Below are 25356 nucleotides of genomic sequence, written 5' to 3'. Positions count from 1 at the left end.
GCGGGCGCGTGCGGGGGGGGGCGGCGCGCGGGGGGCGGCAGGGCGGGGGGGGGGCCCGCGAGCGCCGGGGGCGCCCCGGCCCCCCGGGGGGGGGGGTGCTCCCTTATCCCCCCCGGCTGGATGTGGTCCGGGTCCTCTCTCTTATCCCCCTCAAGGGGTGTAAAAGAGCCGGGCGCCCGCCCCTTCTCTTTCGATCCCGGGCAGTCCGCGCAGGGCGCCCCCGGGTCGGCGCCCCAGCCCACCCCGCCCCGCCGTAAGGGAAAAGGCGTGGTGGTGTTCGGCGCCATCCTGTGCTGTGTGGTGGCGCTGGCGGGCATCATCATCGGCGCCGGCTACATCTACAAAGGCACCGTGGGAGAAGACGGCACCTCCAGCAGGGCCTCGTCCAGCGGCGGGGTCAGCATCAACGACAAGCCCGACAGCGGCTCTTCCGGCAGTGCGCTGCCCGCCGCCGGCGAAAAGCTGACTACCGAGCAGGTGGCCGCCAAATTAAAGCCCTCGGTGGTGGGCATCGCCACCTATAACCAGGCCGGCACAGTCGAGGCCTCCAGCTACGGCTCGGGCATCATCATCTCTGAAGACGGCTATATCGTCACCAACGCCCATGTGGTCTCGGGCGCCATCGGCGTCACCGTCACCCTCAACAACGGCGAGGACTACAGCGGCACCGTCATCGGCACCGACGCCAAGACCGACCTGGCCGTAGTCAAGATCGAGGCCAAAAATCTCACCCCCGCCGAGCTGGGCAACTCCGACCAGATGGAGGTGGGCGAGCAGGTGGCCGCCGTGGGCAACCCGGGCGGCCCCACGCTGGCCGGCAGTGTCACCTACGGCTATGTCTCGGCTATCAACCGGCAGATCGCCAGCACCTCCGGCGCCTACTCCATGAATTGCATCCAGACCGACGCCGCCATCAACCCCGGCAACTCCGGCGGCGCGCTGGCCAACATGTACGGCCAGGTGGTTGGCATCAACTCCTCCAAGATCGCCGCCACCGACTATGAGGGGATCGGTTTTGCCATCGCCATCAACGACGCCAAACCCATCATCGACAGCCTCATGCAAAACGGCTACGTCAAAGACCGGGTCAAGCTGGGCATCAGCGTCACCGAGATCAACGAGACGCTGGCCAAAATAAACGATCTGCCCCAGGGCCTGTATATCAAGCAGATCAATCCCGGCGGCAGCATGGACGGCGTGGGCGTACAGGTCGGCGACGTCATCACCAAAGTAAACGGCACCGATATCACCAGCTTCGACGACCTGCAAAACCAGCTCAAGGGCCAAAAGCCCGGCGACAAGATCAAAATGACCATCTACCGCAAATCGCAGAGCGGGGCCGACAAGACCTTCGAGGTGGTCGTGGAGCTGCAGGAGGATACCGGCGCCAGCTCCGCCTCCTAGCGGGCAGAAAATCTCTGTCGTGCACCACCTGTAAAAAATAGCAGTACCGGCGGCCTTTTTGGGGTCCGGCCGGCAAAAAGAGCGGGGCGCCCACCATCGGCGCCCCGCTCTTTTGTACCCGCCTGCCCGCCCCGGCATAGTATGCGGTGTTGGGTCCCGCGCATGCCGGTACCCGTTTATATAGAGGTGTGTGCCGGCGCGCGCCCCCCGCGGGGCCGCACACACCACCCAGCGCACCGAAAAGCGGCTCCTGCCGCTCTCCGGTGCGCTTTTTTGCTGCCCGGCATCCCGGGGCCGCAGCTGCCTGCCGCCCGCCGCCCCAAACTGTGCGGACAGCTGTCCTTGGCGGGCCTAGCGGTCGCTGCAGTATACTGAAAACAGGGTCTCTCTGTCGCACACCCGCACCACCGTACCGCCGGCACTGATACAGCCCAGCTGCTGCAGGCGGCGCAGCACCCGGTTCAAATTGCGGCCCGAGGCGCCGGTGCGCGCCAGCAGCTGGGCCCGGGTCTGCTGCCCGTCGGGGCTGTACAGCAGCAGGTAGGCCACCTTCTGCGCCAGCTGGCCGGAAATGCCCACCGCGGCAAAAGCCCCAAATTCCAGCGCCGTGTGGGCCAGGTACCGCATAAGCTGCCACGCCAGGTCGGCGTCCGCGCGCGCCCACTGCAAAAAGGTGTCGGCCGGCAGCGCCAAACAGCGGCAGTTGGTCACCGCCGTTACGGCATTGACCAGCGTGTGTCCGGTCAATGCCTCCATCTCGCCTACACAGCTGCCCGGCCCCCGCTGCTGCAGCTGCACCCGCTGCCCCTGGGGCGACATACACCAGATGTCGGCCCGCCCCTGCAGCAAAAAGTACACCCGCTCGGCGCAGTCGCCGGGCATAAACAGCGGCTGGTCAGGGGCAAAGCACAGCTCTTTGGCAGCTTCGCGCACCCAGTCGGGCATGTGTAAGATCAGGTCCATAAGTTCCACCTCCAGCGCTTTCGGCAACCCGTCGGCTATCCGGTCTAGTACCGCTGCGGCAGCGGTGCCGGCTTTTATATACAGTATAACACAAACACCACGCGACGATAAAAGGAGGAACCACCATGTGTAAAAAAATGCCGGTCATCATCGACTGCGATCCCGGCCACGACGACGTGGGCGCCATTATGATGGCCATCGCCAGCGGCAAGTTCGACATCCGCGGCATCACCTGTGTGCCGGGCAACGGCCTGCTCGACTACCTGCCCGACAATATGCTCAAGGTGTTCGACCGGTTGGGCGTCACCGATATCCCGGTGCTGCGCGGTATCGCCAAACCGTTTCGCGGTCCCTGCCGCCCGGCCGTCTCGGTGCACGGCCGCACCGGTCTCGACGGCCCGGTCTTTCGCCCCACTCAAAAAGCACCTCTCGACGAAAATGTCTGCGACTTCATCTACCGCACCGCTTGCAGCTGCGACGCGCCCATGACCCTCATCGCCCTGGGTCCGCTCACCAACGTGGCCGCGGCACTGCTGGCCCACCCCGACTTAAAACACAAGCTGGCCCGCATCGCGCTCATGGGCGGCTCGGCCGCGTCGGGCAACGTAGACCCGGCCAGCGAGTTCAACTTCTGGCACGATCCCGACGCCGCCCACATCGTGTTCCAGGCAGGGGTGCCTATCCTCATGTGCGGGCTGGACGTCACCTGGAAGGCGGTGCTCACGCTGGAAGAAGTAGAGCAGCTGCGGGCACTGGGCACCACCGGCGGCACCCTGATGGCCGAGATGTTCGACTACTACAAGATGTACCGCACCTCCGAGGGCCTTGGCACGGTGCTGCCTCACGATTCGGTGCCGGTGGCTTGGCTCATCGACCCCACCATCGTAAAGACCCGCCCCTATTTTGTCGAGATCGATGTGTTCGGTCAGCGCACCCGGGGCTGTTCGGTCACCCATATCACCGGCCCCGGGTCCGACCGGCAGGCCTGCCCGCCCAATACCGATGTGGCCTACGACTGTGACCGCCGGCGCTTTGTGCCGCTGGTGTTCAGCGCCGCCCGCTACTTTGCCTGAGAGGAGAAGCGACCATGAGAGAAAAACTGTTACTGGATATCGGCCTCACCCCCGACCTGCCGGCGGTGGTGCGCCTGTGCCGCGCGTCTAAGCAGCACCAGCTGCAGGCGGTCACCGCCGTGTACGGCCGCCAGCCGGTGCAGGATGCCCGCCGGGCACTGCAGCAGTGTCTGGGCGGCCCAGACGGCGTCCCGGTCTATCTGGGCGCCGCCGGCCCCCTGTTTGGCGAGTACCGCTTTGCCGCCTGGTCAGACCCGGAGCCGCAAGATACCTGGGCCTGGGACGCCATCTACCGCGCGGCACTGGCCGCCGGCGGCGACATCCAGCTGCTGGCCGCCGGTCCGCTCACCAACCTGGCCATCTTTATCAAAAAGTACCACGACCAGCGCCACCTCATCAAAAAGATCACCGTGCTGGGCGGCGCCCGCAAGTTTGGCGATGCCGGCCCCTACAGCGAGTTCGGTCTCTGGGCCGACCCGCTGGCGGCGCAGATCGTGTTAGAGAGCGACATCCCCTACCAGTTCATCGGTCTTGACCCGGTGATAGAGGCCGGCTTTACCGCCGCCGATCTGGCCGGTATCAGCCGGGCGCTGGATCTGCCCGCACCGCAGCAAAAACACCGCGACTGGCTCGACTACACCACCCCCGACCCCATCGATCTTGCCAAAGCCATCGCCGCCGCCGCGTACCTGCACCCCGAGACTGCCACCTGGCAGCGCTTTCACGCCGAGGTAGAGGTGCTGCCCGGCCCCTGCCGCGGCCGTCTGCTGCTGCACGAAAAGGCCAACTTCGACCAGTGCTTCGATATGCTCTGGGCCCAGTCGCTCAACGCCCCAAAGCTGTTAAAAGTCCTGGGCGCGGCACAGTAAAGGTTGCGCGCGGTCCGGTCGGGGCCGCCCGCTCCAGTAGCGGGTGGGGGAGGTGGGCAATAAGCGGTGCGCAGTCCCCATTTTTGGCTACAGTACCAAAAACACAGCCCGTAGCATCCTCCCTGTACTGCTGGGAGCGCACAACAAAGAGAGCGCCGGCACATCGTGCCGGCGCTCTTTTCGCCGCCGCGGTACCAGTCTCTCCGGCCCGGCAGATCAGCCGCCACCGCGCCGCAGCGGGCCTGCCGTTCTCAGGTGGTCACCGCAGTACCTTCTCCAGGCACACCAGCTCTATGTCGGGTATGCCGTTGAACGCACAGGGGACGATGCCCGCCTCCCAATACCCCAGGCGCGCATACAGCTTTCGCGCCGCCGTGTTCCTGGCGTTGGTGTCCATGCGCAGGTACGGGCAGTGGTGCTCCCGCGCGTACTGTTCATAAAACCGCACAAAGGCGCTCCCATAGCCCTTACCGGCACACGCCGGCTCCACCACCAGCGTATGCAGCACCATGATCTGAGCGTCGTCCACGTCCCGGTACCTCCAGGGGGCGTCTCGGTAGGCCGGCATCTGGGTCTGGTTGATCCGCGCCGCCGCAACAACGGCGCCGTCCTCCTCCATCACAAACAGCTCCCCGGCCTGCAGCGCCTCCCGCGCGGTCTGCTCGGTGGGGTAAACGCCCCGTATCCAGCCGATCGCCGCTCTCCCGCACTCCTCCTGTGTCAAAATGTGCGCGTAGATCTCGGCGATTTGGGCTATGTCCGCCCCGGTCCCTTTTCTGATCTCAGCCATTGGCAAAACTCCTATCTCTCGCTCTTTTAACGGTACACCGGCTATTATACCGCAGCTGCGCCGGCGCGTAAAATCCTCTTTTGATACCGGGCGCCGCCGCGCTCTGCACAGTGGGGCAAGGCACGCTCTACCGGTCGGCTCCGCAAACAAAAAAACAGGGGAGCCGCGCGCTGCGGCTCCCCTGTGTGCTCTCATGCTGTCTAGGGCATCGCCAGGATCTCCTGGTGGATCTCGGCCAGCTGGTCGGGGATGCGGATGTGCTGCGGGCAGTGATCCATACATTTGCCGCACCGCTTACACTGGTCGGCCCGGTGCTCGGGCGGGGTGTCTTTTAGGTAGCTGGTCTTGCAGATAAACTGGTTCTGGTGCTTTTTGTAGTCGTTATAGATGGCAAAGATGCGGGGAATATCCACCCCAAAGGGGCAGTCCATACAGTACCGGCAGCCGGTACAGGGCACCGCGTGGATGGCCTCCAGCGCCGCAACGGCCCGCTTCAGCGCCGCCTGCTCGGCGCCGTCCAGCGGCACAAAGTCGCCCAGCGTGTCGATGTTGTCGGCCATCATCTCCACCGAGCCCATACCGCTGAGTATCACCTTCACGTTCTCGTGGCCGGCCACCCATCGCAGCGCCCAGCTGGCCGCCGACTTGTCGGGCCGCGCCTCCTGCAGCGGCGCCAGGGCCGCGTCGGGCAGGTTGGCCAAAAATCCGCCGCGAACAGGCTCCATCACAATGATGGGGATGCCGGCGTCGGTGAGGATCTGGTACTGCAAGTCGGCGTGCTGCATCTCCCAATCTATGTAGTTGAGCTGGATCTGGGCGATATCCCAGGTGTAGGTGTCGACGATGTGCTGCAGCACGTCCGGCGCGTCGTGGAACGAAAAACCCACGAACCGCACCTTGCCCTCACGCTGCTTTTGGCGCACAAAATCATAGGCGCCAAATTCCACCGCCTTGGCAAACGACGAGGCGTCCATCGAGTGCAGCAGGTAAATATCGAAGTAATCGGTCTGGCAGCGCTCCAGCTGGGTGTTAAAAATGCGCTCCATATCGGCCTTTTCCTTTACCTCCCACATGGGCAGTTTATCCACCAGTAGGTAGCTGTCGCGGGGGTATTTCTGCAGGGCCAGCCCCACCGACACCTCCGACTTGCCCTCGTGGTAGGGGTAGGCGGTGTCAAAGTAATTGACCCCTTTTTCCATGGCCAGGTCCACCATCTTCTGCACGTGGGCCTGGTCGATGACCTTGTTTTCATCCTGGGGCAGGCGCATGGTGCCAAAGCCCAAAAGCGGTGTGGAAATGCCCAGCCCGGTAAGCTCTCTGCGGTTCATAGAGTGGTTCCCTCCTCCTGTCGTGGGGCGCGGGTGCGGCGGCGGTACCGCCGCCCGCCCAAAGGGGAGTGGGCCCCTTTGGGGTTTCTCCCCATAAATAGCGCTTCTCTCTCTATAAAAATACCACATAAGCTACAAAATGAAAAGCAAAGACTCCCATAAAATTGACTATTTTTTGCCGATGTACTAAAATATAAATTGAGTATTTATGAGTTTTCAGCGGGCCCAGTCGGCCCGCTCTGCTGCCAGAAAGGGGAACTTTTCATGATCAAGATCTCTCCCTCTATTTTGTCCTGTGACTTTGCCAATCTCGAGAGCGAATGCGCCAAAATGAAAACGGCCGGGGTCGATATGCTGCACATCGACGTGATGGACGGCCACTTCGTGCCCAACCTCACCCTGGGCGCCCCCATCGTCAAGTGCCTGCGCCCTAAAAACGACCTGTTTTTCGACGTGCACCTCATGATCTCCGACCCGCTGCGCTACATCGACGACTTCGCCGCCGCCGGCAGCGACCTGATCACCTTCCACGTCGAGAGCGACAGCGATGTGCAGGCGACCATCGACAAGATAAAGAGCCACGGCATCAAGGCCGCGCTGTCGGTAAAACCCGGCACCCCGGCCGAGGCGGTGCTGCCCTATCTCGACCAGCTCGATATGGTCCTGGTCATGACCGTCGAGCCCGGCTTTGGCGGCCAGAAATTCATGGCCGACATGCTGCCCAAAATAAGCGCCATCCGCGAGCGGGCAAATGCGCTGGGCCGGGATATCGACATCCAGGTAGACGGCGGTATCGACAGTGCCACCGCTCCGCTGGTGGCGGCTGCCGGCGCCAATGTGCTGGTGGCCGGCTCGGCCATCTTCGGCGCGCCCGACCCCATCGCCGCGGTACCCCAGCTGCGTCAGGCCGCCCAGGCAGCCCTGTAAGGCTGCTCCACTGCAAAAAACGGCAGGCGGGGCGGCGGCTATCACCCAAAGGGTCAGCCGCTGCCCCGCCTGCACGCTTGTGGTGCGGCGCCTCTATCCCAGGTAGTACACGATCTTTTCCAGCGCGTCTTCTGCCTCTATGCAGCGCCAATGCTCCTGGGTCATAGCCAAAGAGATGTCGCCGGTGCCCACCCAGCGGCCGTACTCCCCCAGTAGGGGCGAAAACACCGGGTCATCGCCGCACAGCGGGTGCAGGCACAGCCGGTAACGCCCCTCCTGGCTGTATAGCCCGCTTTTAAAAATGCGGTGCGAAAAGCGGCAGAACAGCTGCATACAGGCCTGGGTGCAGTGGGCCAAAGTGTCAAATTCAAACACCTGGGCCCGCGGCGCCTGGGGTCTGCCGGGGGTAAAGCTGGTAAAGTACAGGTCGCACCCCTCGGGGTGCGGGTACACCTCAATAAACAGCTCCTCCAGTGAGGAGGAGAAACCGGTGGCGCTCTTGGCCTGCCCCAGCAGCCGCACCATGGCCGCCTTGGTGGCGGTGTCGTCGATCTTTAGATTGGCGATGTCCAGCCGCATCTGCCCCACCTCTTCGGTCTTCAGGCATATCTTGAGTCTGTTCTGGTCGATGAGCTTGATGTTCAACGCTTTTCCCTCCGCATCCCGCGATGTTTTGCCCGCCCCCGGTCCCCGGTCACAGGGCCGGCGCGCAGCGGGTATGTAGAACGGCCGCCAGCCGGCGGCGAGAAATGGAGCCTTTTTACTATGAATAAGAGTTCGCCGGTCTACGGGCGGTTCTCCCAGTCCCGTGACGTACTGCTGGCCATGGTCCCACTGTGGGTCATGGCGGTGCTGATGTACGGGCCCCGGCCGCTGCTGCTCTGCGCAGTGGCGGTGCTGTCGGCCTGGCTGTTCGATGCCTTTTGCGCCAAGCTGCGCCAGGAGCCCTTCGATTTCCACGACATCTCCTCCTGGGTGAGCGCGGCCATCATGACCATGTTCATGCCCGCCAGCGCCCCCTACTGGATGGCGGTGGTGGGGTCTTTCGTGGCGGTGGTCATCGCCAAAAACGCCTTTGGCGGCTACGGCAACAACATCTTTAATCCCGCCGCCGTATCGGTGGCCTTTCTGTCGCTGTTTTGGCCCACCGTGCTCTACCGCTACCCGCAGCCCTTTACCCAGGTTCCGCTCATTCTGGGCGACGATCTGGTGCTCACCACCTCGCCGCTCGAGTCGCTCAAGGTCGGCGGCATGCCCTTTTTAGAAAAGATCGAGCTGATCGTCGGCAACTATGCCGGCCCGCTGTGCGGCGTCAGCGTGGTGGTGGTGCTCTCCTCGGCGGTGCTGCTGCTGGTGAGAAAGCGCATCTCCTGGCAGCTGCCGGTGTCTTTCCTCTGCGCCGTGTCGGCGGTGGCCTACTTCTTTCCCCGCATCCACACCACCCGGCTCGATTCGCTGTTTATCGAGGTGTTCTCCGGCTCGATAGTGTTCTGCGCGCTGTTTTTAGTCGGCGACCCGGTCACCGCCCCCAAAAAGAATATCTCTAAACTCATTTATGGGGCGCTGTTCGGGGTGGTCACCATGCTGTTTCGCTACTACGGCGCCTACCCCATGGGGGCGTGTTTTGCCGCCATCGCCGTCAACGCCGTGGCCGCCTTTATCGACCGCAAGGTGACGCTGGCCCAGGGCCGCTACTACCAGACCAGGGTATAGCCGCCAAAGGAGGAGGACCCATGAAAAAATTACTGCGCAAAATGCGCGCCAGAAAAGAGCGGGTGCGCCAGTATATCGGTGCCCGGCAGGATAAGCTCGACCGCTTTTCCGGCCTCTTTTCCAAACACCCGGTGCTCATGCAGGGGCTGGCCATCGCCCCGGCCATCGTCGCCACCCAGTCGCTCAAGGCGGCCTGGATCTTGTCGGTGGGCTTTTTCCTCATCGTGCTGCCCACGGTGCTGCTGGTCAGCTGGCTGTGCAAAAAACTCGACGAGGTGTATCGCACCATCGTCTCGGCGCTGCTGGCGGCGGTGCTGTTCGTGCCGGTGTCCATACTGCTCACCCAGTTTTTCCCCTTTATCTCCACCAACGTGGGGCTGTATCTGCCCATCCTCATCGTCGATTCGCTCATCCTCACCAAATGCGACCTGTATATCGAGCTGGGGATCAGGGGCGGCCGATTTTTAGACATGCTCTGCACCGGCCTGGGCTTCACGCTGCTCATCTGCCTTTTGGGCGCCCTGCGCGAGCTGCTGGCCTACGGCACACTGTGGGGCAAAAACACCGGTTTTCCCCCCGTGTCCGAGGCGGTAGCCATGCCTTTTTTCGGCTTTTTCGTCATCGGCTTGGCTGCGGCGGGCTTCCGCTACTGCAACAACAGCTTTCGCCACTGGATCAATAAAAAGGAGGAGGAGTAGCACATGGCAGGCTTTACCGCCAACTTTCTGGTATACGCCGTGGTGGCCATCTTCGCCGAGAATGCCATCTTCTCCCGCGCGCTGGGCCTGGACCGGGCGCTGGCGCTGGTAGACGATATGGGCAATATGGTCACCTTTGGTGCTCTCACCACCATCTCGGTCACCATCACCAGCGTATTTACCTACCTGGTCAGCTTTCCGCTGCAAAACTTCCAAAACGCCTATGCGTGGCGGCCGTTTATCTTTATTTTATGCATGGTGGGCGTATATTTTGTCATATCTGTGGTGTTGGGCAGAATTAAGTGGGCGCCCATCGCCCGCCGCCTGCAAAAAATACGGCCCCATCTGCACCTGGCCATGTTCAACAGCGCCGTGCTGGGCGCGCTGCTGCTCTCTTCCAGCCAGAGCTACAGCCTGCTGCAGACCATGGGCTTTTGCCTGGGCAGCGGTCTGGGCTTTACCGTGGCCACCGTATATGTGGCCGAGGGCCAGCGCAAAATACAAAACAGGAGCGTGCCCCGCTCCTTCAAGGGGCTGCCGGTCACGCTGCTGTACATCGCCATCCTCAGTCTGTGCATCTACGGCTTTACCGGCTACCAGCTCAGCTTCTGACCCGCCCGACCTGTGAACGTTTTTTAAATTTTTTAAAAAAGCTTATAAAAACCTGTCCTTTTCGCCGGCAAAGAGTGTATACTCTAGGGGAGCGAGCACCGGCAAACGGCTGTTTTCGGCCTGTTTGCCGGCCGCGGGTACAAAAGGCGATTTTGGCCGCCGCCGGCCCAGCGGGCCGGTACGGGGCGGCAGCGAAGATATGGGGCTTGCGATGTGGCCGGGCAGATGCGCTGCCGGCCGCCGCGCAAATGTAGTAGCGACAACAGGGGTGCTGTGATGGCAAAGCGATATAAGATCAAGCGATACAACAAAATCTACCGCACCGACCGCCGGGCCATCGCCCGCCGGGTGGTGCTGTGGGTGGCCGGGCTGGCGGTGCTGGCCTTTATCGGCTACTGCGCCTACGGGCCGGTGGTCAACTTTCTCAGCGGCAAGTACAGCGGCTCCAAACCAGACCTGAGCAAGTCCTCCAGCGCCGCGTCCAGCAGCACCGAAAAACCAATCGAGAAAAAAGACGACAGCTACCGGTCGGTCGACCGCAGCCAGCTGGCCACCCCCCAGCAGATAAGCGACACCGTGGCCGGCCTGGCCGATGCCGGCGTCACCCGCGTGCTCATCGAGCTCAAAGACGACAGCGGTATGCTCTACTACCGCAGCCAAAACCAGCAGGCGTCGGCTGCCGGGGCCATCTCCGATCAGGCGGTGGACCTGGACGCTTTCATCGCCGCCTGCAAAGAAAAAGATATCCAGGTCGCCGCTGTGCTCTCGGCCCTCAAAGATCCGCTCATGGCCGGGTACGATAAGTCCAGCGCCATCCTCTACGGCGACGGCAGCTACATCTGGCTCGACGATACCGCCGCCAACGGCGGCAAGCCCTGGCTCAATCCAAATGCCGGGTCCACCCGCCAATACCTGCAGTCGCTGTGCACCGAGCTCTGCGAAAAAGGCGTCAGCGAGATCGTGCTCAAAGACGCTGTGTACCCCAATGGCCTCAGCCAGAGCATGATGAATTTCGGCTTTACCTCCGCCAGCCAAACCAAGCAGAGCGCACTGCAGGATCTCATCCAGCAGCTGCAGACTGCCGTGGGCGAGAAAGGCGGTATCCTCTCCCTGGTCTACGACAACCAGTGGCTGTACGAGGACAGCGTCAACGAGGTGAACTACAAGGCCCTCACCGCTGACCGCTTCTACCTCGACACCGCTCTCGATACCGTCGAGACCGGCACGGTCCTGGGCGACTACACGGTGCCCAGCGGCGCCACCCAGCAAGAGGTGAGCCAAAAGCTCTACGACTACTACCAGCAAAAAATTCCCGGCGTCATCGCCTTTGGCCCCCAGGGGACCAGCATCACCCAGCAGACCAAGGGGCAATTTTATAACAGCTAGCACACATAAGGCGGCGCGGGTGTTTCCCGCGCCGCCTTTTTCTGTCGCCTCCCGACCGCGAGCGGCATGACCAGCAGAGGAGATGCAGATGCAAAAACAACTGTGGATCGATACCGATATCGGCGACGACGTCGACGACGCGCTGGCGCTGGCCTTTGCCCTGCGCTGTCCCGGCGCCCGGGTGGTGGGGGTCAGCACGGTGTACAAAAATACCGCCCGCCGCGCCCAGCTGGCCAGTCAGCTGTGTGCCGCCTGCGGCGCGCCCGGGGTGCCGGTGTACGCCGGGGCGGCCCAGCCGCTGGCCGGCCGGGTAGACGCCGGCGAGCAGCCGCCCCAGTGTCGGGCGCTGCAGCCCCCGTTTGACACCGCCCGGCTGCCCGCCGACGGGCCGGCAGCGCTGGTACAGGCGGCAGAGCGCTGCCCCCAGCTCACGGTGGTGGCGCTGGGCTGCCTCACCAATATCGCGCTGGCCGTGCAGCGCGCCCCGCAGGTGATGCGCCGCTGTAAGCTGGTGCTCATGGGCGGCATGACCACCCGCGCCTACCCCGAGGGCAACATCACCTCCGACCCCGAAGCCGCCCAGCTGGTGTTCGAAAGCGGCATGGACATCCTGCAGTTGGGGCTGGAGGTGACGCTGGCCACCGACATCAGCCAGCCGGTGCAAGACGCGCTGTTTGCCCGCCGGCTGCCGGGGGGCGAGCTGCTGCAGGAGCTGGTGCGGCTGTGGAAAAAACATACCTTCGCCCCCATGCTGGCGCGCTGGGGCACCCCGCCGGGGGACAGCGAGGGCCGCTACTGCGCCGCCTGCGGCGCCCACGACTGTATGGCGGTGGCCGCTGCCCTGCGCCTCGAGCTGTTTTGTTTTGAAAAGACCCATATCCTGGTCGAGACCCAGGGCCGGTACACCCGTGGCGTCACGGTGGAGGACAGAGACCCGTTTTCCGGCCAGCCCGGCGGCGGCAATGTGCTGCTGGCCAAGTCGGTAGATGTGCCGGCCTTTTTAGAGTTCTACCTCGCGTCCCAGCAGTGAGCCCCGCCGCGCCCCGCCTCACCCCGCTGTCCCTGCCGTCTCCGCCGCCCTGTGTCGATCGTTTAAGATCGCGCACAAATCTGTTTTTTCGCTCCGATCCCGCGCCCCTTGACAATTTTGGCAGCGTCTAAAAGAAACCGCCGTATATGGCCGACAGGCGGCATAAATTTTCCCTGTACTGTAAATAATAGTGTAGAGAAATCTTGCACACTATGCTTGCGATATAGGGAGGAAAAGCCATGAAAGCGACCGGAATAGTGAGAAGAATCGATGACCTGGGCAGGGTGGTCATCCCCAAAGAGATACGCCGTACCCTGCGCATCCGCGAAGGGGACCCACTGGAGATCTACACCGACAACGGCGGCGAGGTCATCTTTAAAAAATATTCCCCCATGGGGGAGATGTCGGCCTTTGCCACCACCTACGCCGAGGTGCTGGGCAAGACCTCCGGCCTGCCGGTGGTCATCACCGACGCCGACGCCGCCATCGCCGCGGCGGGCATCTCTAAAAAAGAGGTGCTCGACCGCCGGATCACCGAGTGGACCGAGAACCTCTGCAAAGAGCGCCGCGTCTACGCCCGCACCGCCAGCGACGCCGAGGAAGTGCTGCCCATCGAGGGCATCGACCGCGCCGCCTGTGTGGCCGCCCCCATCATCAGCGCCGGCGACGTGGTGGGCTGCGTGCTGATGCTCTGCTCCGACGAGCAGGACGTCGCCGGCGAAGCCGAGAGCAAGCTGGTCATCGCCGCCGCCTCATTCCTGGGCAAGCAGATCGAGGGGTAGGGAAAAAGGGGCGCAGATCGGCCAAATAAGCGGGATTTAGCGCCAAAATGGCTTGCATTTGGCCGGCTGGTATGCTAAACTAGTTACGGTAGAATAAAGGATGGTCGAAAGAGTGGGGTTTCCCGCTCTTTCGTTTTTATGGAGGGCAATGTATTGGCAAAGAGATCAAAAGGCGGCAACACCGCCGCTCTGGTCACCCAGCTGGCCCAGCCCATCTGCGAGCAGTGCGGCGTGCAGCTGTGGGACGTACTCTATATAAAAGAGGGCTCAGACTGGTTTTTGCGGGTCATCATCGACAGAGACCCGGCCGTGGATATCGACGACTGCGAAAAGGTCAGCCGCGCGCTCAGCAAGGTGCTCGACGAAAAAGACCCCATCCCCGACAGCTATTACTTAGAGGTCAGCTCCCCCGGTATCGAGCGGGTGCTGCACCGCGAGGCCCACTTTGCCGCCTATATCGGCAAGCCGGTGCGGGTGCTGCTCATCCGCCCGCAAGACGGCAAAAAAGAGTTGGAGGGCCAGCTTTTACAAAAAGAGGGAAACAGTATCTCCCTGCAGACAGAGGCCGGCCAGGTCACCGTGGACCTGGCTCAGGCGGTGCGGGTACAGGCTGTGGACATAGAGCAACTGGAAATGGGAGGAAACTAGAAAGATGAACACCGAATTTTTTGAGGCCCTGGCGCTCTTGGAGAAAGAGAAAGGCATCAGCGCCGACTACCTGCTGGATAAGATCAAAAACGCCATCGTCATCGCCGTCAAAAAGGATTACGACGCCGGCGAGGACAACGTGCTGGTGGAGCTCGACCCCGCCACCTGCAAGTTCGAGGTGTACCTGGTCAAAACGGCGGTGGAGGTGGTCGAAGACCCCGAGACCGAGGTGCTCCTCGACCAGGCGCTCACCTACGACAAAAACGCCAAGCTGGGCGACGTGGTCCACATGAAGCTCAAGACCAAAGAATTCGGGCGCATCGCCGCCCAAACGGCCAAGCACGTCATCCGTCAGGGCATCCGCGAGGCCGAGCGCGGCATGATGGTGCGCGACATGCAGTCCAAGGCGCACGAGATCGTCACCGCCACGGTGCAGCGGGTCGACCCGGTCAAGGGCTTCGTCACCGTCGATCTGGGCAAAGCCGAGGCGGTGCTCATCAAGTCCGAGCAGGTCGAGGGCGAAGAGCTGCGCGAAGGCGACCGGGTCAAGGTGTACATCGTCGATGTGCTGGCCACCGACCGCGGCCCCAAGATCATGATCTCCCGCACCCATCCCGGCCTGGTCAAGCGCCTGTTCGAGATGGAGGTGCCCGAGATCTACGACGGCACCGTCGAGATCAAGGCCGTCTCCCGCGAGGCGGGCAGCCGCACCAAGATCGCCGTGTGGTCCAAAAACGAGGACGTCGACCCGGTCGGCGCCTGCATCGGCCCCAAAGGTGCCCGCGTGGCCGCCATCGTCGACGAGCTGGCCGGCGAGAAGATCGATATCGTCCGCTGGTCCGAAGACCCGGTGGCCTTTATCTCCGAGGCGCTGAGCCCAGCCACTGTGGTGGGCGTCGAGATCCTCGACCCCGAACTGCACACCTGCCGGGTGTCGGTGCCCGATGGGCAGCTCTCGCTGGCCATCGGCAACAAGGGCCAAAACGCCCGCCTGGCCGCCAAACTCACCGGCTGGAAGATCGATATCCGGCCCGAGAGCGGCTTTTACGGCGAAGAGGAATAGCATAAACGGGGCCTGCCGGCAGGGCCGGCGGCGCCCCTTGATCATACAGCGTACACCATGAGGGGGAGGTTTTTACACGTTGGTGAAAAAACACATACCGCAGCGCATGTGTATCGGCTGCGGTACACAAAAGGATAAGCGGGAGCTTTTGCGGGTGGTCCGCAACAAAGAGGGCGAGATCTCTCTGGACGCCACCGGCAAAAAGCCGGGGCGGGGGGCCTATCTGTGCCCCTGCCCCGACTGCCTGAAAAAAGCCCAGAAGGCCAGACGGCTGGAAAAGGCGCTTTCGGCGCAGATATCCCCCGAGGTGTACGAATCTCTGCTTCAGGAGATGGCTGCCCATGGAGAGTGAAAAGGTACTCAGCATGCTCTCGCTGTGCCGTCGGGCGGGCAAGCTGTCTTACGGCTTTGACAGTGTCAAGACGTCGGTTTTACAGGGTGAGGGTAAACTCTGCCTGCTGGCGTGCGACGCGTCGGAAAAAACGGCGAAAGAGGCGGCATACTACTGCCAGCGCGCCGGGGTGCCCCTCCGGCACACCGGCCTGTCCCGGCGGGATATCGCCTCGAAACTGCACCGGGAATACGCGGTGCTGTGCGTCTGTGACGACGGATTTGCCAGCGGCCTACAAAAACTTTTAGCCTGTGACCAATAGGAGGACTGTGTATATGATAAAACATAGAATACATGAGATCGCCAAGGATATGGATCTGCCCAGCAAAGATATTATGGACCTGCTCAAGGACCGCGGGGTAGACCTCTCCAAAAAGCATATGACGGTGCTCGACGACGACCAGCTCAACTACGTCTTTGAAAAACTCACCGCGCAAAACCAGGCGCCCAATCTCGACAGCTACTTAGAGAAGCGGCCCCAGCCGCCCAAAAACCCCAAAAAGATCGCCAAGGCCAAAAAGCAAAAACCGGCCGAGAAGCTGCAGACGGTCACCCTGCCGGTAAAAGAGGACCCCAAAGCCGCCAAGCAGGCCGAGGAGATCGCCAAAGAGGCCAAAAAACTGCGCCACGTCGAGACCCGCACCGTCGATGTGAACCTCGACAAATTCAACCAGCGCTACGAGCAGATCGCCCCCTCCACCCCCAAGACCAAAAACCCCACCGCCGGCAAGCAGAAATTTGGCCGGCGCCCGGGCCGCGGCGGCCGCTTTAGAGGCGGCAAAAAGGTGGAGACCGAGGCCCAGCGCCTGCAGCGGCTGCGCATGGCCAAGGTCAAAAAGCAGCCCCTCAAGATCACCGTCCCCGAGGAGATCACCGTAGGGGAGCTGGCTTCCCGCTTAAAGGTCACCGCCACCGAGGTCATCAAAAAGCTAATGCCCCTGGGCATCATGGCCTCCATCAGCGACGTCATCGACTACGATACCGCCTATCTGGCCGGTACCGAGCTGGGCGCCGTGGTGGAAAAAGAAGTGGTGGTCACGCTGGAGGAGCGCCTGTTCACCGAGGAAGAGGACAAAGACGAGGATCTGGTCACCCGTCCGCCGGTAGTGGTGGTCATGGGCCACGTCGACCACGGCAAGACCAGCCTGCTCGACGCCATCCGCCAGAGCGAAGTCACCGCCAGCGAGGCCGGCGGCATCACCCAGCACATCGGCGCCTACAAGGTAAAGGTAGACGGCCGCGAGATCACCTTCCTCGACACCCCGGGCCACGAGGCGTTCACCGCCATGCGCGCCCGCGGCGCCCTGATGACCGATATCGCCATTCTGGTGGTGGCCGCCGACGACGGCATCATGCCTCAGACTGTCGAGGCCATCAACCACGCCAAGGCGGCCGGCGTCTCCATCATCGTGGCCATCAACAAGATGGATAAGCCCGCCGCCAATCCCGACCGGGTCATGCAGGAGCTCACCGAGTACGAGCTGGTGCCCGAGGAGTGGGGCGGCGACGTGATCTGCGTGCCGGTATCGGCCGCCACCCATCAGGGCATCGACACCCTGCTGGAGATGGTGATGCTCACCGCCGACGTAAAAGAGCTCAAGGCAAACCCGGGCCGCATGGCCAAAGGCGCCGTCATCGAGGCCAAGCTCGATAAGGGCCGCGGCCCGGTGGCCACGCTGTTGGTGCAAAACGGCACCCTGCACAAAGGCGATGTGCTCATCGCCGGCACTGCCGTGGGCCGCGTGCGCGCCATGACCGACGAGCGCGGCAACGCCCTCGAAGAGGCCGGCCCCTCCACCCCCGTCGAGATCACCGGCCTGGCCGAAGTGCCTGCCGCCGGCGACGACTGGAGCGCCGTCGAGAACGAGAAACTGGCCCGCGAGCTGGTCGAGAAGAGAAAGTACCAGCAGAAACAGGAAGTGTTCAACTCCTACAAAAAAGTCACCCTCGAGAACCTCTTCAGCCAGATCGAGGAGGGCGAGGTCAAAGAGCTGCCCATCATCGTCAAGGCCGACGTACAGGGCTCGGTCGAGGCGGTCAAGCAGTCGCTGGAGAAGCTCTCCGGCGACGAGGTGCGGGTGCGGGTCATCCACGGTGCCGTGGGCGCTCCCACCGAGTCCGATATCATGCTGGCCGAGACTACCGGCGCCGTGGTGGTTGGCTTTAACGTCCGCCCCGACGCGCTGGTCAAGAAAAAAGTCGAGGAGTCCGGCGTAGATATGCGGCTGTACCGGGTCATCTACGATGCCATCGAAGAGATCAAGTCGGCCATGAAAGGCATGCTGGCCCCCAAGATCCGCGAAGTCGATCTGGGCCGGGCCGAGGTGCGCCAGGTGTACCGCATCTCCAATGTGGGCGCCGTGGCCGGCTGCTACGTCACCGAGGGCAAGATCGCCCGCAACGCCAAGATCCGCATCGTCCGCGACGGCATCATCATCGCCGACGACGAGCTGGCCTCCCTCAAGCGCTTCAAAGACGACGTCAAAGAGGTGGCTCAGGGCTACGAGTGCGGCATGAGCCTCAACAAGTTTAACGACATCAAAGAGGGAGACTTCTTCGAGGCGTATATTTTGGAAGAGTATCGCGATTAAAACAAATGTTTTACCCATCAAAAGAGAGGGGCCGATCGCACGGGCTGCCGCCCTCCTCCGTCCCCCCTCTCTTTGAAATCTCCCTCCAGGCCGCGAAAGCGGCCTGATAGGAGTTCGCCGAGCGGCGAACAGGTCGGCTCTATCTGTCCAAAACGTGGGTAGAGGTCTAATAGCGCGGCCGCGACCCCGAGCGACCGGCTCGTACAGCACAAATATTACCATCCCCGCCGCCCGCACAGGTGGGCGGCAAACGGGTACACTAAATAGAAAAGCGAGAGCGCAGGAGGAAAAAACATGCCTTCTTATCGAGTCAATCGCATTTCTGAAGACGTGAAAAAAGAGCTGGTAGACGTGATGCGCCGGCTCAAAGACCCCCGCATCAAGCAGGGTCTCATCAGCATCGTCAAGGTGGATGTCACCAGCGATCTGTCCTACGCCACGGTGTATGTCAGCTCGCTGGAGGGCAAAGACAGCGCGGCCGAGGCGGTGGAGGGCTTTCGCAGCGCCGCTGGCCTCATCCGGCGCGAGATCACCCACCGGCTCAAGCTGCGCCGGGCGCCGGAGTTCCGCTTCGTCGCCGACGACTCTATCGAGCACTCCACCCACATCTTCAAAATGCTCGACGATCTACACGAAAGCCATCCCGGCGGCAACAGCCAGCCGGAATAACACTGCTGTCCCGGCCTGGGAGGTGCTGCACTTGGCAGGCCGCGGCCGGGACTGCTCTGTTTGGGGGCCCCGGCACCGGCGGCCGCCCACAGGAAAAGAGGACAAGCCATGGAGAGAGTGACTGTAAAACAGGCGGCGGATATGCTGCTTAGCCACGACGATATTTTGATCTTGTGCCACCACAGCCCTGACGGCGATACCCTGGGCAGCGGCTACGGCCTGTATTTTGGGCTAAAGAGTTTGGGCAAACGCGCGCGGGTGCTCTGCCCCGACGAGATATCGGGCAAGTTCCGCTTTATGCTGCGCGGCTACCGCGACGAGAAGTTCGAGCCTCGGTTCATCGTGGCGGTAGATATCGCCGACAAAAAGCTCATGGGTCGGCTGGAAGGGGCATACGGCGACAAGGTGGACCTGTGCATCGATCACCACGTCTCCAACACCGGCTATGCGGCGGCGCTCTGTCTCGACGATACCGCCGCTGCCGCCGCCCAGGTGATCTTTGCCGTGCTGGAGCAGATGGGCGTGGCCCCCAGCAGCCACATCGCCAACTGTCTCTACTGTGGCCTGGCTACCGACACCGGCTGTTTTCGCTACGCAAACACCACCGCCCAGACTTTTTACACCGCCGCCAAACTGGTGGAGTGGGGGGCCGACAACGGCACCATCGGGCGGGAGGTATTCGACACCCGTTCCCGCGCCCGCATCATGGCCGAGAACCGGCTGATGCAGTCGCTGGAATTCTATTTCGACGACCGCTGTGCGCTGGCGGTCATCACCCTGCAGGACATGGCCGACAGCCGCATCGAACAGAGCGACCTCGACGGCCTCACCGCCCTGCCCCGGCAGATAGAGGGGGTAGAGGTGGGCATCACCATCAAGGAGAAAGAGGCCGGGGTGTACAAGGTGTCGGTGCGCACCAGCACCTATGTCGACGCCTGCGCACTGTGCCGGCAGCTGGGGGGCGGCGGCCACATCCGCGCCTCCGGCTGCCAGCTCACCGGCACGCTAAAACAAGTCAAAGAGCAACTGCTCACACTGGTAAAGGACTTTTTAAAACCGCTATGATCAATGGTATACTCTGTATCGACAAACCGGAGGGCTTTACCTCCTTTGACGTGGTGGCCAAAATGCGGGGCATCGCCGGCCAAAAAAAGATCGGCCACGGCGGCACCCTCGACCCCATGGCCACCGGTGTGCTGCCGCTGTTTTTGGGCAGCGCCACCCGCGCCTGCGACATGGTCTGCGACGATCAAAAAGAATACCTGGCCACCTTTTGTCTGGGCTACACCACCGACACCCTCGACCGCACCGGCACCGTGTTGAGCCGCAGCCCGGTCACCGTCGGCCCCGCCCGGGTCAAAGAGGCCCTCGCCGCCTTTCGCGGCCACATCCGCCAGGTGCCGCCCATGTACTCGGCGGTCAAGGTAGACGGCCACCGCCTGTACGATCTGGCCCGGCAGGGGGTCGAGGTCGCGCGCAAGTCCCGCCCGGTCACCATCCACGAGCTGGAGCTCACCGGTCAGGGCCCAGAGCCAAACAGCTATCACCTGCGGGTGCTCTGCTCCAAAGGCACCTACATACGCACCCTGATCGACGACCTGGGCCGGGCGCTGGGCTGCGGCGCCACCATGACCGCTTTGCAGCGCACCCGCTCGGCTGGCTTCACCCTCAAAGACTGTATTACCCTCACCCAGGCCGAGGCGCAAAAACAGCAGCTCTGCCAGCTGGCTCTGCCGGTGGAGCGGGTGTTTTTGCCCTATCCGGCCTGCACCCTCAGCGCCTTTCACGCGCGGCTGTTTTGCAACGGGGTGCGCCTGCGGGCCGACCAGCTGACAGACCCGGTCCCCGGCCCCATGCGGATATACGGGCCGCAGGGCTTTTTGGGCGTCGCACAGTTACAGGAGGGCCAGCTCAAGGTGCTGCGCCTGTTTTTGGGAGGTGCACCGTGTTAGAGATCGCCACGACTCTGCAATTTTGCAGCCTGCAGCCAACCTCGGTAGCGCTGGGCTTTTTCGACGGCATCCATCTGGGGCACGCCGCGGTCATCAGCCGGGCGGTATCCGGTGCCGGTCAGGCGCTGCGCCCGGCGGTGTTTACCTTTACCGTACAGGGCGGCGACGGCAGCAAAAAGTCCGGCCAGGGCCGCATCATCACCGAGCAGCGCAAGCACCAGCTGCTCCAGCAGCTGGGGGTGCAGCTGGTGCTCACCCCCGACTTTTCCGAGTTTCGCGGCATGAGTCCCCGCCGGTTCGTGCAGCAGGTGCTCTGCCAGCAGCTGCAGGCGCGCCGGGTCTGCTGCGGTTTCGACTTTCACTTCGGCAAAAACGGCGCCGGCAATGTCGATACGCTGGGCGCGCTCTGCGCCGAGATGGGCGTCGAGCTGTCGGTGGTGGGCGAGGTGCGCCTGGGCGGCGAGGAGATCAGCTCCACCAGCATCCGCCGGCTCATCGCCGCCGGCCAGGTAAGCCGGGCGGCGCAGATGCTCGGCCACCCCTATCAGGTGCAGGGCACCGTGCAGCGCGGCAACCAGCTGGGCCGCACCATGCAGTTCCCCACCATCAATCTGCCCATCGACCCGCAGATGGTGCTGCCCCGCTTTGGGGTCTACCTGTCGCGGGTCTATCTGCTCGGCGGCCGCTACTGGGGCATCACCAATGTGGGGGTAAAACCCACCGTGGGCAGCGCGCTGCCGCTGGCCGAGACCAATATCCTCGGCTTTTCCGGCGACCTGTACGGCCAGCCGGCCACCGTCGAGCTGCTCGACTTTTTGCGCCCCGAGCAGAAGTTTTCCTCGGTGCAGGCGCTCTACGATCAGGTGCAAAAAGACGTGCAGACCGCCCGCCGCACCTTTGCGGGCCGGCAGCCCTGACCGCCCCGATCGGCAGCCGCCGCCCGGTAAAAAGTACTTTACTTGCCGCACTTTTCTGTGGTATAATACAGCTTGTACGGCCCTGCGCCTGGTTTTGGGGGCAAGCCCTGCGGTGATACAGCCGCTTTGGGCGCTTCACCAGCCCAATACTACGCCAGCGGCAATGCGAATTTTATATGAGGTGAAAAGCATGAACATCAAAGAGAACAAGACCCAGATCATCGAGGAGAACCGCGTACACGAGAAAGACACCGGCTCGCCGGAGGTACAGATCGCCATCCTCACCGCCCGCATCAACCATCTCAACGAGCACCTGAAAGAGCACAGCCACGACCACCACTCCAGACGCGGCCTGCTAAAGATGGTCGGTAAGCGCCGCAACCTGCTCAACTACCTGATCAAGACCGATATCGAGCGGTACCGCGCCATCATCAAAAAGCTGGGCATCCGCAAATAAGCACACTGCCAAAAAGGGCTGGACGCATGCGTCCGGCCCTTTTTTATATCTTTTTTCGCGCCGCTTTCGCCCCGCCGCACCGCTTTCGCCCGGGGCGAGCTGCCGCCGGCTATTTCTCGGGAAATCTTCTGTTTTGTGTTCTGTACAAAAAATAAGCGGGGTTCTCCACACATTCACGAAAAAAAGGACAGTTCTTTACACGGCTCTGGTTTTCTCGTATAATCTGAATTATATAGGTAAAATGACAAAAATAGGGGAGAAAAGGCCTATCGTTTTAGCAGTAAAGCGTGCATCAGCCGGTCTGGTGTAGGCTCTGCCGCTAAAATATCGGCCGCTCCCGGAAAACGGAGGAAGCCAGATGTTCGATAACTACAGCGTGTTCAAGACCACCTTCGCCGGCAAGCCCCTGCAGATAGAGACCGGCAAAATGTGTGGCCTCTCCAACGGCTCCTGTATGGTCCGCTACGGCGAGACCTCGGTGCTCTGCAACGCCACCATGTCGGTCAAGCCCCGCGACGGGATCGACTTTTTTCCCCTGTCGGTCGATTTCGAGGAAAAGCTCTACTCGGTGGGCAAGATCCCCGGTTCCTTTTTAAAGCGTGAGGGCCGCCCCTCCGACAAGGCGATCCTGGCCTGCCGCATGGTCGACCGGCCGCTGCGCCCGCTGTTCCCCAAAGACATGCGCAACGACGTCTCGGTCGTCATGACCGTCATGTCGGTCGATCCCGACTGCTCGCCCGAGATAGCCGGCATGCTGGGCGCCTCTGTGGCCCTGTCCATCTCCGATATCCCCTGGAACGGCCCCATTGCCGGCGCCATGGTGGGCCTGGTCGACGGGCAGATGATCCTAAACCCCAGCGAGCAGCAGCAAAACGCCTCCGACCTGCACCTCACAGTGGCCGGCACCAGAGAAAAAGTGGTCATGATCGAGGCCGGCGCCAACGAGATCGACGACGACATCATGCTCGACTGTATCAAAGCCGCCCACGCCGAGATCCAGCGCATGGTCGACTTTATTCTGGATATCCAGCAGAAGATCGGCAAGGAAAAGCTGCCGTTCGAGTCCCAGGCCCTGCCCGAAAAGATGTACGAGCAGGTGCGCGCGCTGGTCGAGGACGAGCTGCGGGTGGCGCTGGATACCGACGACAAGCGCATCCGCGACAAGGCGCTGGGCCCGGTGTACGAGCGGGTACACGCCCAGCTCGACGAGCAGTATCCCGAGCAGGGCAAGCTGCTGGACGACTGCATCTACAAGCTGCAAAAGACCATCGTGCGCCGCTGGCTGCTGGATGAAGGCAAGCGGGTCGACGGCCGCACCATCGACGAGATCCGCCCGCTGGCCGCCGAGGTCGACCTGTTGCCCCGGGTCCACGGCAGCGGTATGTTCACCCGCGGCCAGACCCAGGTGCTCTCTGTCGTCACCCTGGGCCCCATCTCCGAGCAGCAAAAGCTCGACGGCATCGATAGTCAGGAATTTAAGCCCTACATGCACCAGTACAACTTCCCCAGCTACTCGGTGGGCGAGACTCGGCCCAGCCGTGGCCCCGGCCGCCGCGAGATCGGCCACGGCGCGCTGGCCGAAAAGGCGCTGGTGCCGGTGCTGCCCAGCCGGGACGAGTTCCCCTACGCCATCCGCGTCGTCAGCGAGGTGCTCTCCTCCAACGGCTCCACCTCGCAGGGGGCCATCTGCGGCTCCACGCTGGCGCTCATGGCCGCCGGCGTGCCCATCCGCACCCCAGTAGCGGGCATCTCCTGCGGCCTGGTGACCGAGGGGGACCGCCACCTGACCATGGTCGATATCCAGGGGCTGGAGGACTTTTTCGGCGATATGGACTTCAAAGTAGGCGGTACCCATAAAGGCATCACCGCCATCCAGGTCGATATCAAAAACGACGGCCTCACCTACGACATCATTGCCGAGGCCTTTGAAAAGACCCGCAGAGCCCGGCTCTACATCCTCGACGAGGTGATGGCTAAGGCTATCGCCGTCCCCAGAGAGCAGGTCTCCCAGTACGCCCCCAAAATGCTCACCATCCACATCCACCCCGACAAGATCCGCGAAGTCATCGGCTCCGGCGGCAAAGTCATTCAAAAGATCACCGCCGAGTGCGGCGTCAAGATCGATATCGAGGACGACGGCAGCGTGTACGTCTCCGGCGTGGACCTCGAGGGCTGCAACCGCGCCATCACCATCATCAAGACCATCGTCTCCGACCCCGAGGTGGGCGCGCTGTACAAAGGTGTGGTCACCCGCCTCATGAACTTCGGCGCCTTCGTCGAGATCGCCCCCGGCAAAGAGGGGCTGGTCCATATCTCCCAGCTCGACCGCCAGCGGGTCGAAAAGGTGGAGGACGTGGTGAACCCCGGCGACGTGGTGGTGGTCAAGGTCATCGAGATAGACCGCCAGGGCCGCATCAATCTCTCCCGCAAAGAGGCCCTCGACGAGATCGAGAAGGCAAAAAAGGCCAAAGAGCAGCCGCAGGAATAGCCACTGCCCCTAAAAAACATCGGTAGAAGAGCCCGGTAACAGCGCGCCGTCCGGCCGCCGTTGCCAGGCTCTTTTTTAGGCCGCTCTCCCCGGCTGGCCCGCGAAAGGCGGCCCCCGTACCGCAGACCGGCTCCCCCGTGCACCACATAGTAAAAAACAGCTTTGGCAGCGCCGCCTTGTGCATGTCGTCTGCATCCGGCGCCAATAAAAGATCGGCAAAGGCGCAGACCTCACCGGTCCCGCCGCCGCTGCTCTCTGTCTGGGCCCGGGTCTGGTCGGCCCACAGTTGCCCCGCCGGTGCCGCCCAACAAAACCGCAGCAGCCGTATGCATGTCTTAGCCGCGGGGCCCTTTTTTACACACCCGTTGCGGCCCCCACTTTTTTACTTTCAGGCCCGGTCCAGTGCCGGTTTTCCACCGCGGCGGGCCAACTGGTGGAAAACACGAAAATGTGCGGCAAAAATTGGCGGCTGCACCAAAGTTGCGCCGCCGGCCGCAGTCGGCGCCCAAACCGCCGGCGGGATATAGTATACTGTATGCAGAAACTCTTTGGGGGGCCGGTCCGGTCCCCCGGTATGACCGCCCCGCCCGCTCCGCCGCCCACTG

At 62.6% G+C, this 25356-nt stretch carries 25 protein-coding genes; 21 read left to right on the top strand and 4 right to left on the bottom strand.

All coding sequences use genetic code 11. The features are described from left to right. The first annotated feature begins 273 nt into the window (after window positions 1–273). Window positions 274–1404, top strand: a complete 1131-nt coding sequence (locus tag C6Y32_RS11750) for a S1C family serine protease (protein WP_164998254.1) — start codon at window positions 274–276, stop codon at window positions 1402–1404. A 351-nt stretch (window positions 1405–1755) separates the two neighbouring features. Here the strand turns inward: C6Y32_RS11750 and C6Y32_RS11745 are convergent, their stop codons facing one another. Next, on the bottom strand, window positions 1756–2367 hold the full coding sequence (locus C6Y32_RS11745; RefSeq protein ID WP_105205446.1) for a Crp/Fnr family transcriptional regulator: 612 nt from the start codon (window positions 2365–2367) through the stop codon (window positions 1756–1758). Between the two features lie 125 nt (window positions 2368–2492). Between C6Y32_RS11745 and C6Y32_RS11740 the strand changes: the two genes are divergently transcribed. Beyond that, complete coding sequence (locus tag C6Y32_RS11740) at window positions 2493–3440, top strand: nucleoside hydrolase (protein WP_105205445.1); 948 nt, start codon at window positions 2493–2495, stop codon at window positions 3438–3440. A gap of 14 nt (window positions 3441–3454) precedes the next feature. Beyond that, on the top strand, window positions 3455–4309 hold the full coding sequence (locus tag C6Y32_RS11735) for a nucleoside hydrolase (protein WP_105205444.1): 855 nt from the start codon (window positions 3455–3457) through the stop codon (window positions 4307–4309). Window positions 4310–4568: 259 nt separating this feature from the next. On the opposite strand, the gene C6Y32_RS11730 is transcribed toward C6Y32_RS11735, so the two are convergent. Both C6Y32_RS11730 and C6Y32_RS11725 read right to left on the bottom strand, forming a co-directional pair. Next, the gene (locus C6Y32_RS11730; RefSeq protein ID WP_105205443.1) at window positions 4569–5099 is read right to left on the bottom strand and encodes a GNAT family N-acetyltransferase; all 531 of its coding nucleotides are present in this window, start codon (window positions 5097–5099) and stop codon (window positions 4569–4571) included. A 200-nt stretch (window positions 5100–5299) separates the two neighbouring features. Then, complete coding sequence (locus tag C6Y32_RS11725; RefSeq protein ID WP_207204832.1) at window positions 5300–6427, bottom strand: aldo/keto reductase; 1128 nt, start codon at window positions 6425–6427, stop codon at window positions 5300–5302. 264 nt (window positions 6428–6691) lie between these two features. On the opposite strand from C6Y32_RS11725, the gene rpe reads away from it, so the two are divergent. Next, complete coding sequence (gene rpe / locus C6Y32_RS11720; RefSeq protein WP_105205442.1) at window positions 6692–7354, top strand: ribulose-phosphate 3-epimerase; 663 nt, start codon at window positions 6692–6694, stop codon at window positions 7352–7354. A gap of 93 nt (window positions 7355–7447) precedes the next feature. Here the strand turns inward: rpe and C6Y32_RS11715 are convergent, their stop codons facing one another. Beyond that, complete coding sequence (locus C6Y32_RS11715) at window positions 7448–7999, bottom strand: adaptor protein MecA (RefSeq protein ID WP_105205441.1); 552 nt, start codon at window positions 7997–7999, stop codon at window positions 7448–7450. Between the two features lie 120 nt (window positions 8000–8119). Between C6Y32_RS11715 and C6Y32_RS11710 the strand changes: the two genes are divergently transcribed. The 17 genes from C6Y32_RS11710 (at window position 8120) to C6Y32_RS11630 (ending at window position 24751) form a co-directional block, all read left to right on the top strand. Further along, complete coding sequence (locus C6Y32_RS11710; RefSeq protein WP_105205440.1) at window positions 8120–9067, top strand: RnfABCDGE type electron transport complex subunit D; 948 nt, start codon at window positions 8120–8122, stop codon at window positions 9065–9067. Between the two features lie 20 nt (window positions 9068–9087). Further along, entirely contained in the window at window positions 9088–9765 is a 678-nt protein-coding gene (locus C6Y32_RS11705) for an Rnf-Nqr domain containing protein (RefSeq protein WP_105205439.1), read from the top strand. A 3-nt stretch (window positions 9766–9768) separates the two neighbouring features. After that, window positions 9769–10377, top strand: a complete 609-nt coding sequence (locus C6Y32_RS11700; RefSeq protein ID WP_105205438.1) for an Rnf-Nqr domain containing protein — start codon at window positions 9769–9771, stop codon at window positions 10375–10377. Between the two features lie 276 nt (window positions 10378–10653). After that, window positions 10654–11763, top strand: coding sequence for a putative glycoside hydrolase (locus C6Y32_RS11695; protein ID WP_164998253.1), 1110 nt, complete (start codon window positions 10654–10656; stop codon window positions 11761–11763). A gap of 88 nt (window positions 11764–11851) precedes the next feature. Continuing rightward, a complete protein-coding gene (locus C6Y32_RS11690) occupies window positions 11852–12793 on the top strand; it encodes a nucleoside hydrolase (RefSeq protein WP_164998252.1) in 942 nt (313 codons plus the stop codon). A 239-nt stretch (window positions 12794–13032) separates the two neighbouring features. Continuing rightward, window positions 13033–13575, top strand: coding sequence for a stage V sporulation T C-terminal domain-containing protein (locus tag C6Y32_RS11685; RefSeq protein WP_105205435.1), 543 nt, complete (start codon window positions 13033–13035; stop codon window positions 13573–13575). A gap of 153 nt (window positions 13576–13728) precedes the next feature. Beyond that, window positions 13729–14223 (top strand): ribosome maturation factor RimP, encoded by a 495-nt coding sequence (locus tag C6Y32_RS11680; RefSeq protein WP_105205434.1) that lies wholly within the window; start codon window positions 13729–13731, stop codon window positions 14221–14223. Between the two features lie 4 nt (window positions 14224–14227). Further along, window positions 14228–15286 carry a transcription termination factor NusA gene (nusA, locus tag C6Y32_RS11675; RefSeq protein WP_105205433.1) on the top strand — a complete coding sequence of 353 codons (1059 nt, stop codon included), beginning with the start codon at window positions 14228–14230 and terminating at the stop codon, window positions 15284–15286. Window positions 15287–15365: 79 nt separating this feature from the next. Then, on the top strand, window positions 15366–15638 hold the full coding sequence (gene rnpM / locus C6Y32_RS11670) for an RNase P modulator RnpM (protein ID WP_105205432.1): 273 nt from the start codon (window positions 15366–15368) through the stop codon (window positions 15636–15638). Continuing rightward, a complete protein-coding gene (locus C6Y32_RS11665) occupies window positions 15628–15939 on the top strand; it encodes a L7Ae/L30e/S12e/Gadd45 family ribosomal protein (protein ID WP_105205431.1) in 312 nt (103 codons plus the stop codon). The genes rnpM and C6Y32_RS11665 overlap by 11 nt, the downstream gene beginning before the upstream one ends. A gap of 13 nt (window positions 15940–15952) precedes the next feature. Continuing rightward, window positions 15953–18268, top strand: coding sequence for a translation initiation factor IF-2 (infB, locus tag C6Y32_RS11660; protein ID WP_105205430.1), 2316 nt, complete (start codon window positions 15953–15955; stop codon window positions 18266–18268). Between the two features lie 294 nt (window positions 18269–18562). After that, window positions 18563–18937 carry a 30S ribosome-binding factor RbfA gene (rbfA, locus tag C6Y32_RS11655; RefSeq protein WP_105205429.1) on the top strand — a complete coding sequence of 125 codons (375 nt, stop codon included), beginning with the start codon at window positions 18563–18565 and terminating at the stop codon, window positions 18935–18937. 108 nt (window positions 18938–19045) lie between these two features. Further along, window positions 19046–20002 carry a DHH family phosphoesterase gene (locus tag C6Y32_RS11650; protein ID WP_105205428.1) on the top strand — a complete coding sequence of 319 codons (957 nt, stop codon included), beginning with the start codon at window positions 19046–19048 and terminating at the stop codon, window positions 20000–20002. Further along, complete coding sequence (truB, locus tag C6Y32_RS11645) at window positions 19999–20889, top strand: tRNA pseudouridine(55) synthase TruB (protein ID WP_105205427.1); 891 nt, start codon at window positions 19999–20001, stop codon at window positions 20887–20889. Before C6Y32_RS11650 ends, truB begins: the two co-directional genes overlap by 4 nt. Continuing rightward, window positions 20883–21806, top strand: coding sequence for a bifunctional riboflavin kinase/FAD synthetase (locus C6Y32_RS11640; protein ID WP_164998251.1), 924 nt, complete (start codon window positions 20883–20885; stop codon window positions 21804–21806). Before truB ends, C6Y32_RS11640 begins: the two co-directional genes overlap by 7 nt. A gap of 190 nt (window positions 21807–21996) precedes the next feature. After that, window positions 21997–22263, top strand: a complete 267-nt coding sequence (gene rpsO, locus C6Y32_RS11635; protein WP_105205425.1) for a 30S ribosomal protein S15 — start codon at window positions 21997–21999, stop codon at window positions 22261–22263. Between the two features lie 358 nt (window positions 22264–22621). Then, window positions 22622–24751: a polyribonucleotide nucleotidyltransferase gene (locus C6Y32_RS11630; RefSeq protein ID WP_105205424.1), complete on the top strand. Its 2130-nt coding sequence runs from the start codon at window positions 22622–22624 to the stop codon at window positions 24749–24751. Window positions 24752–25356: the final 605 nt, after the last annotated feature.

The organism is Neobittarella massiliensis (ex Bilen et al. 2018), assembly GCF_900289145.1.
Taxonomy (GTDB): Bacteria; Bacillota; Clostridia; order Oscillospirales; family Ruminococcaceae; genus Neobittarella; species Neobittarella massiliensis.
This window is presented reverse-complemented; position numbering and strand designations above follow the sequence as displayed.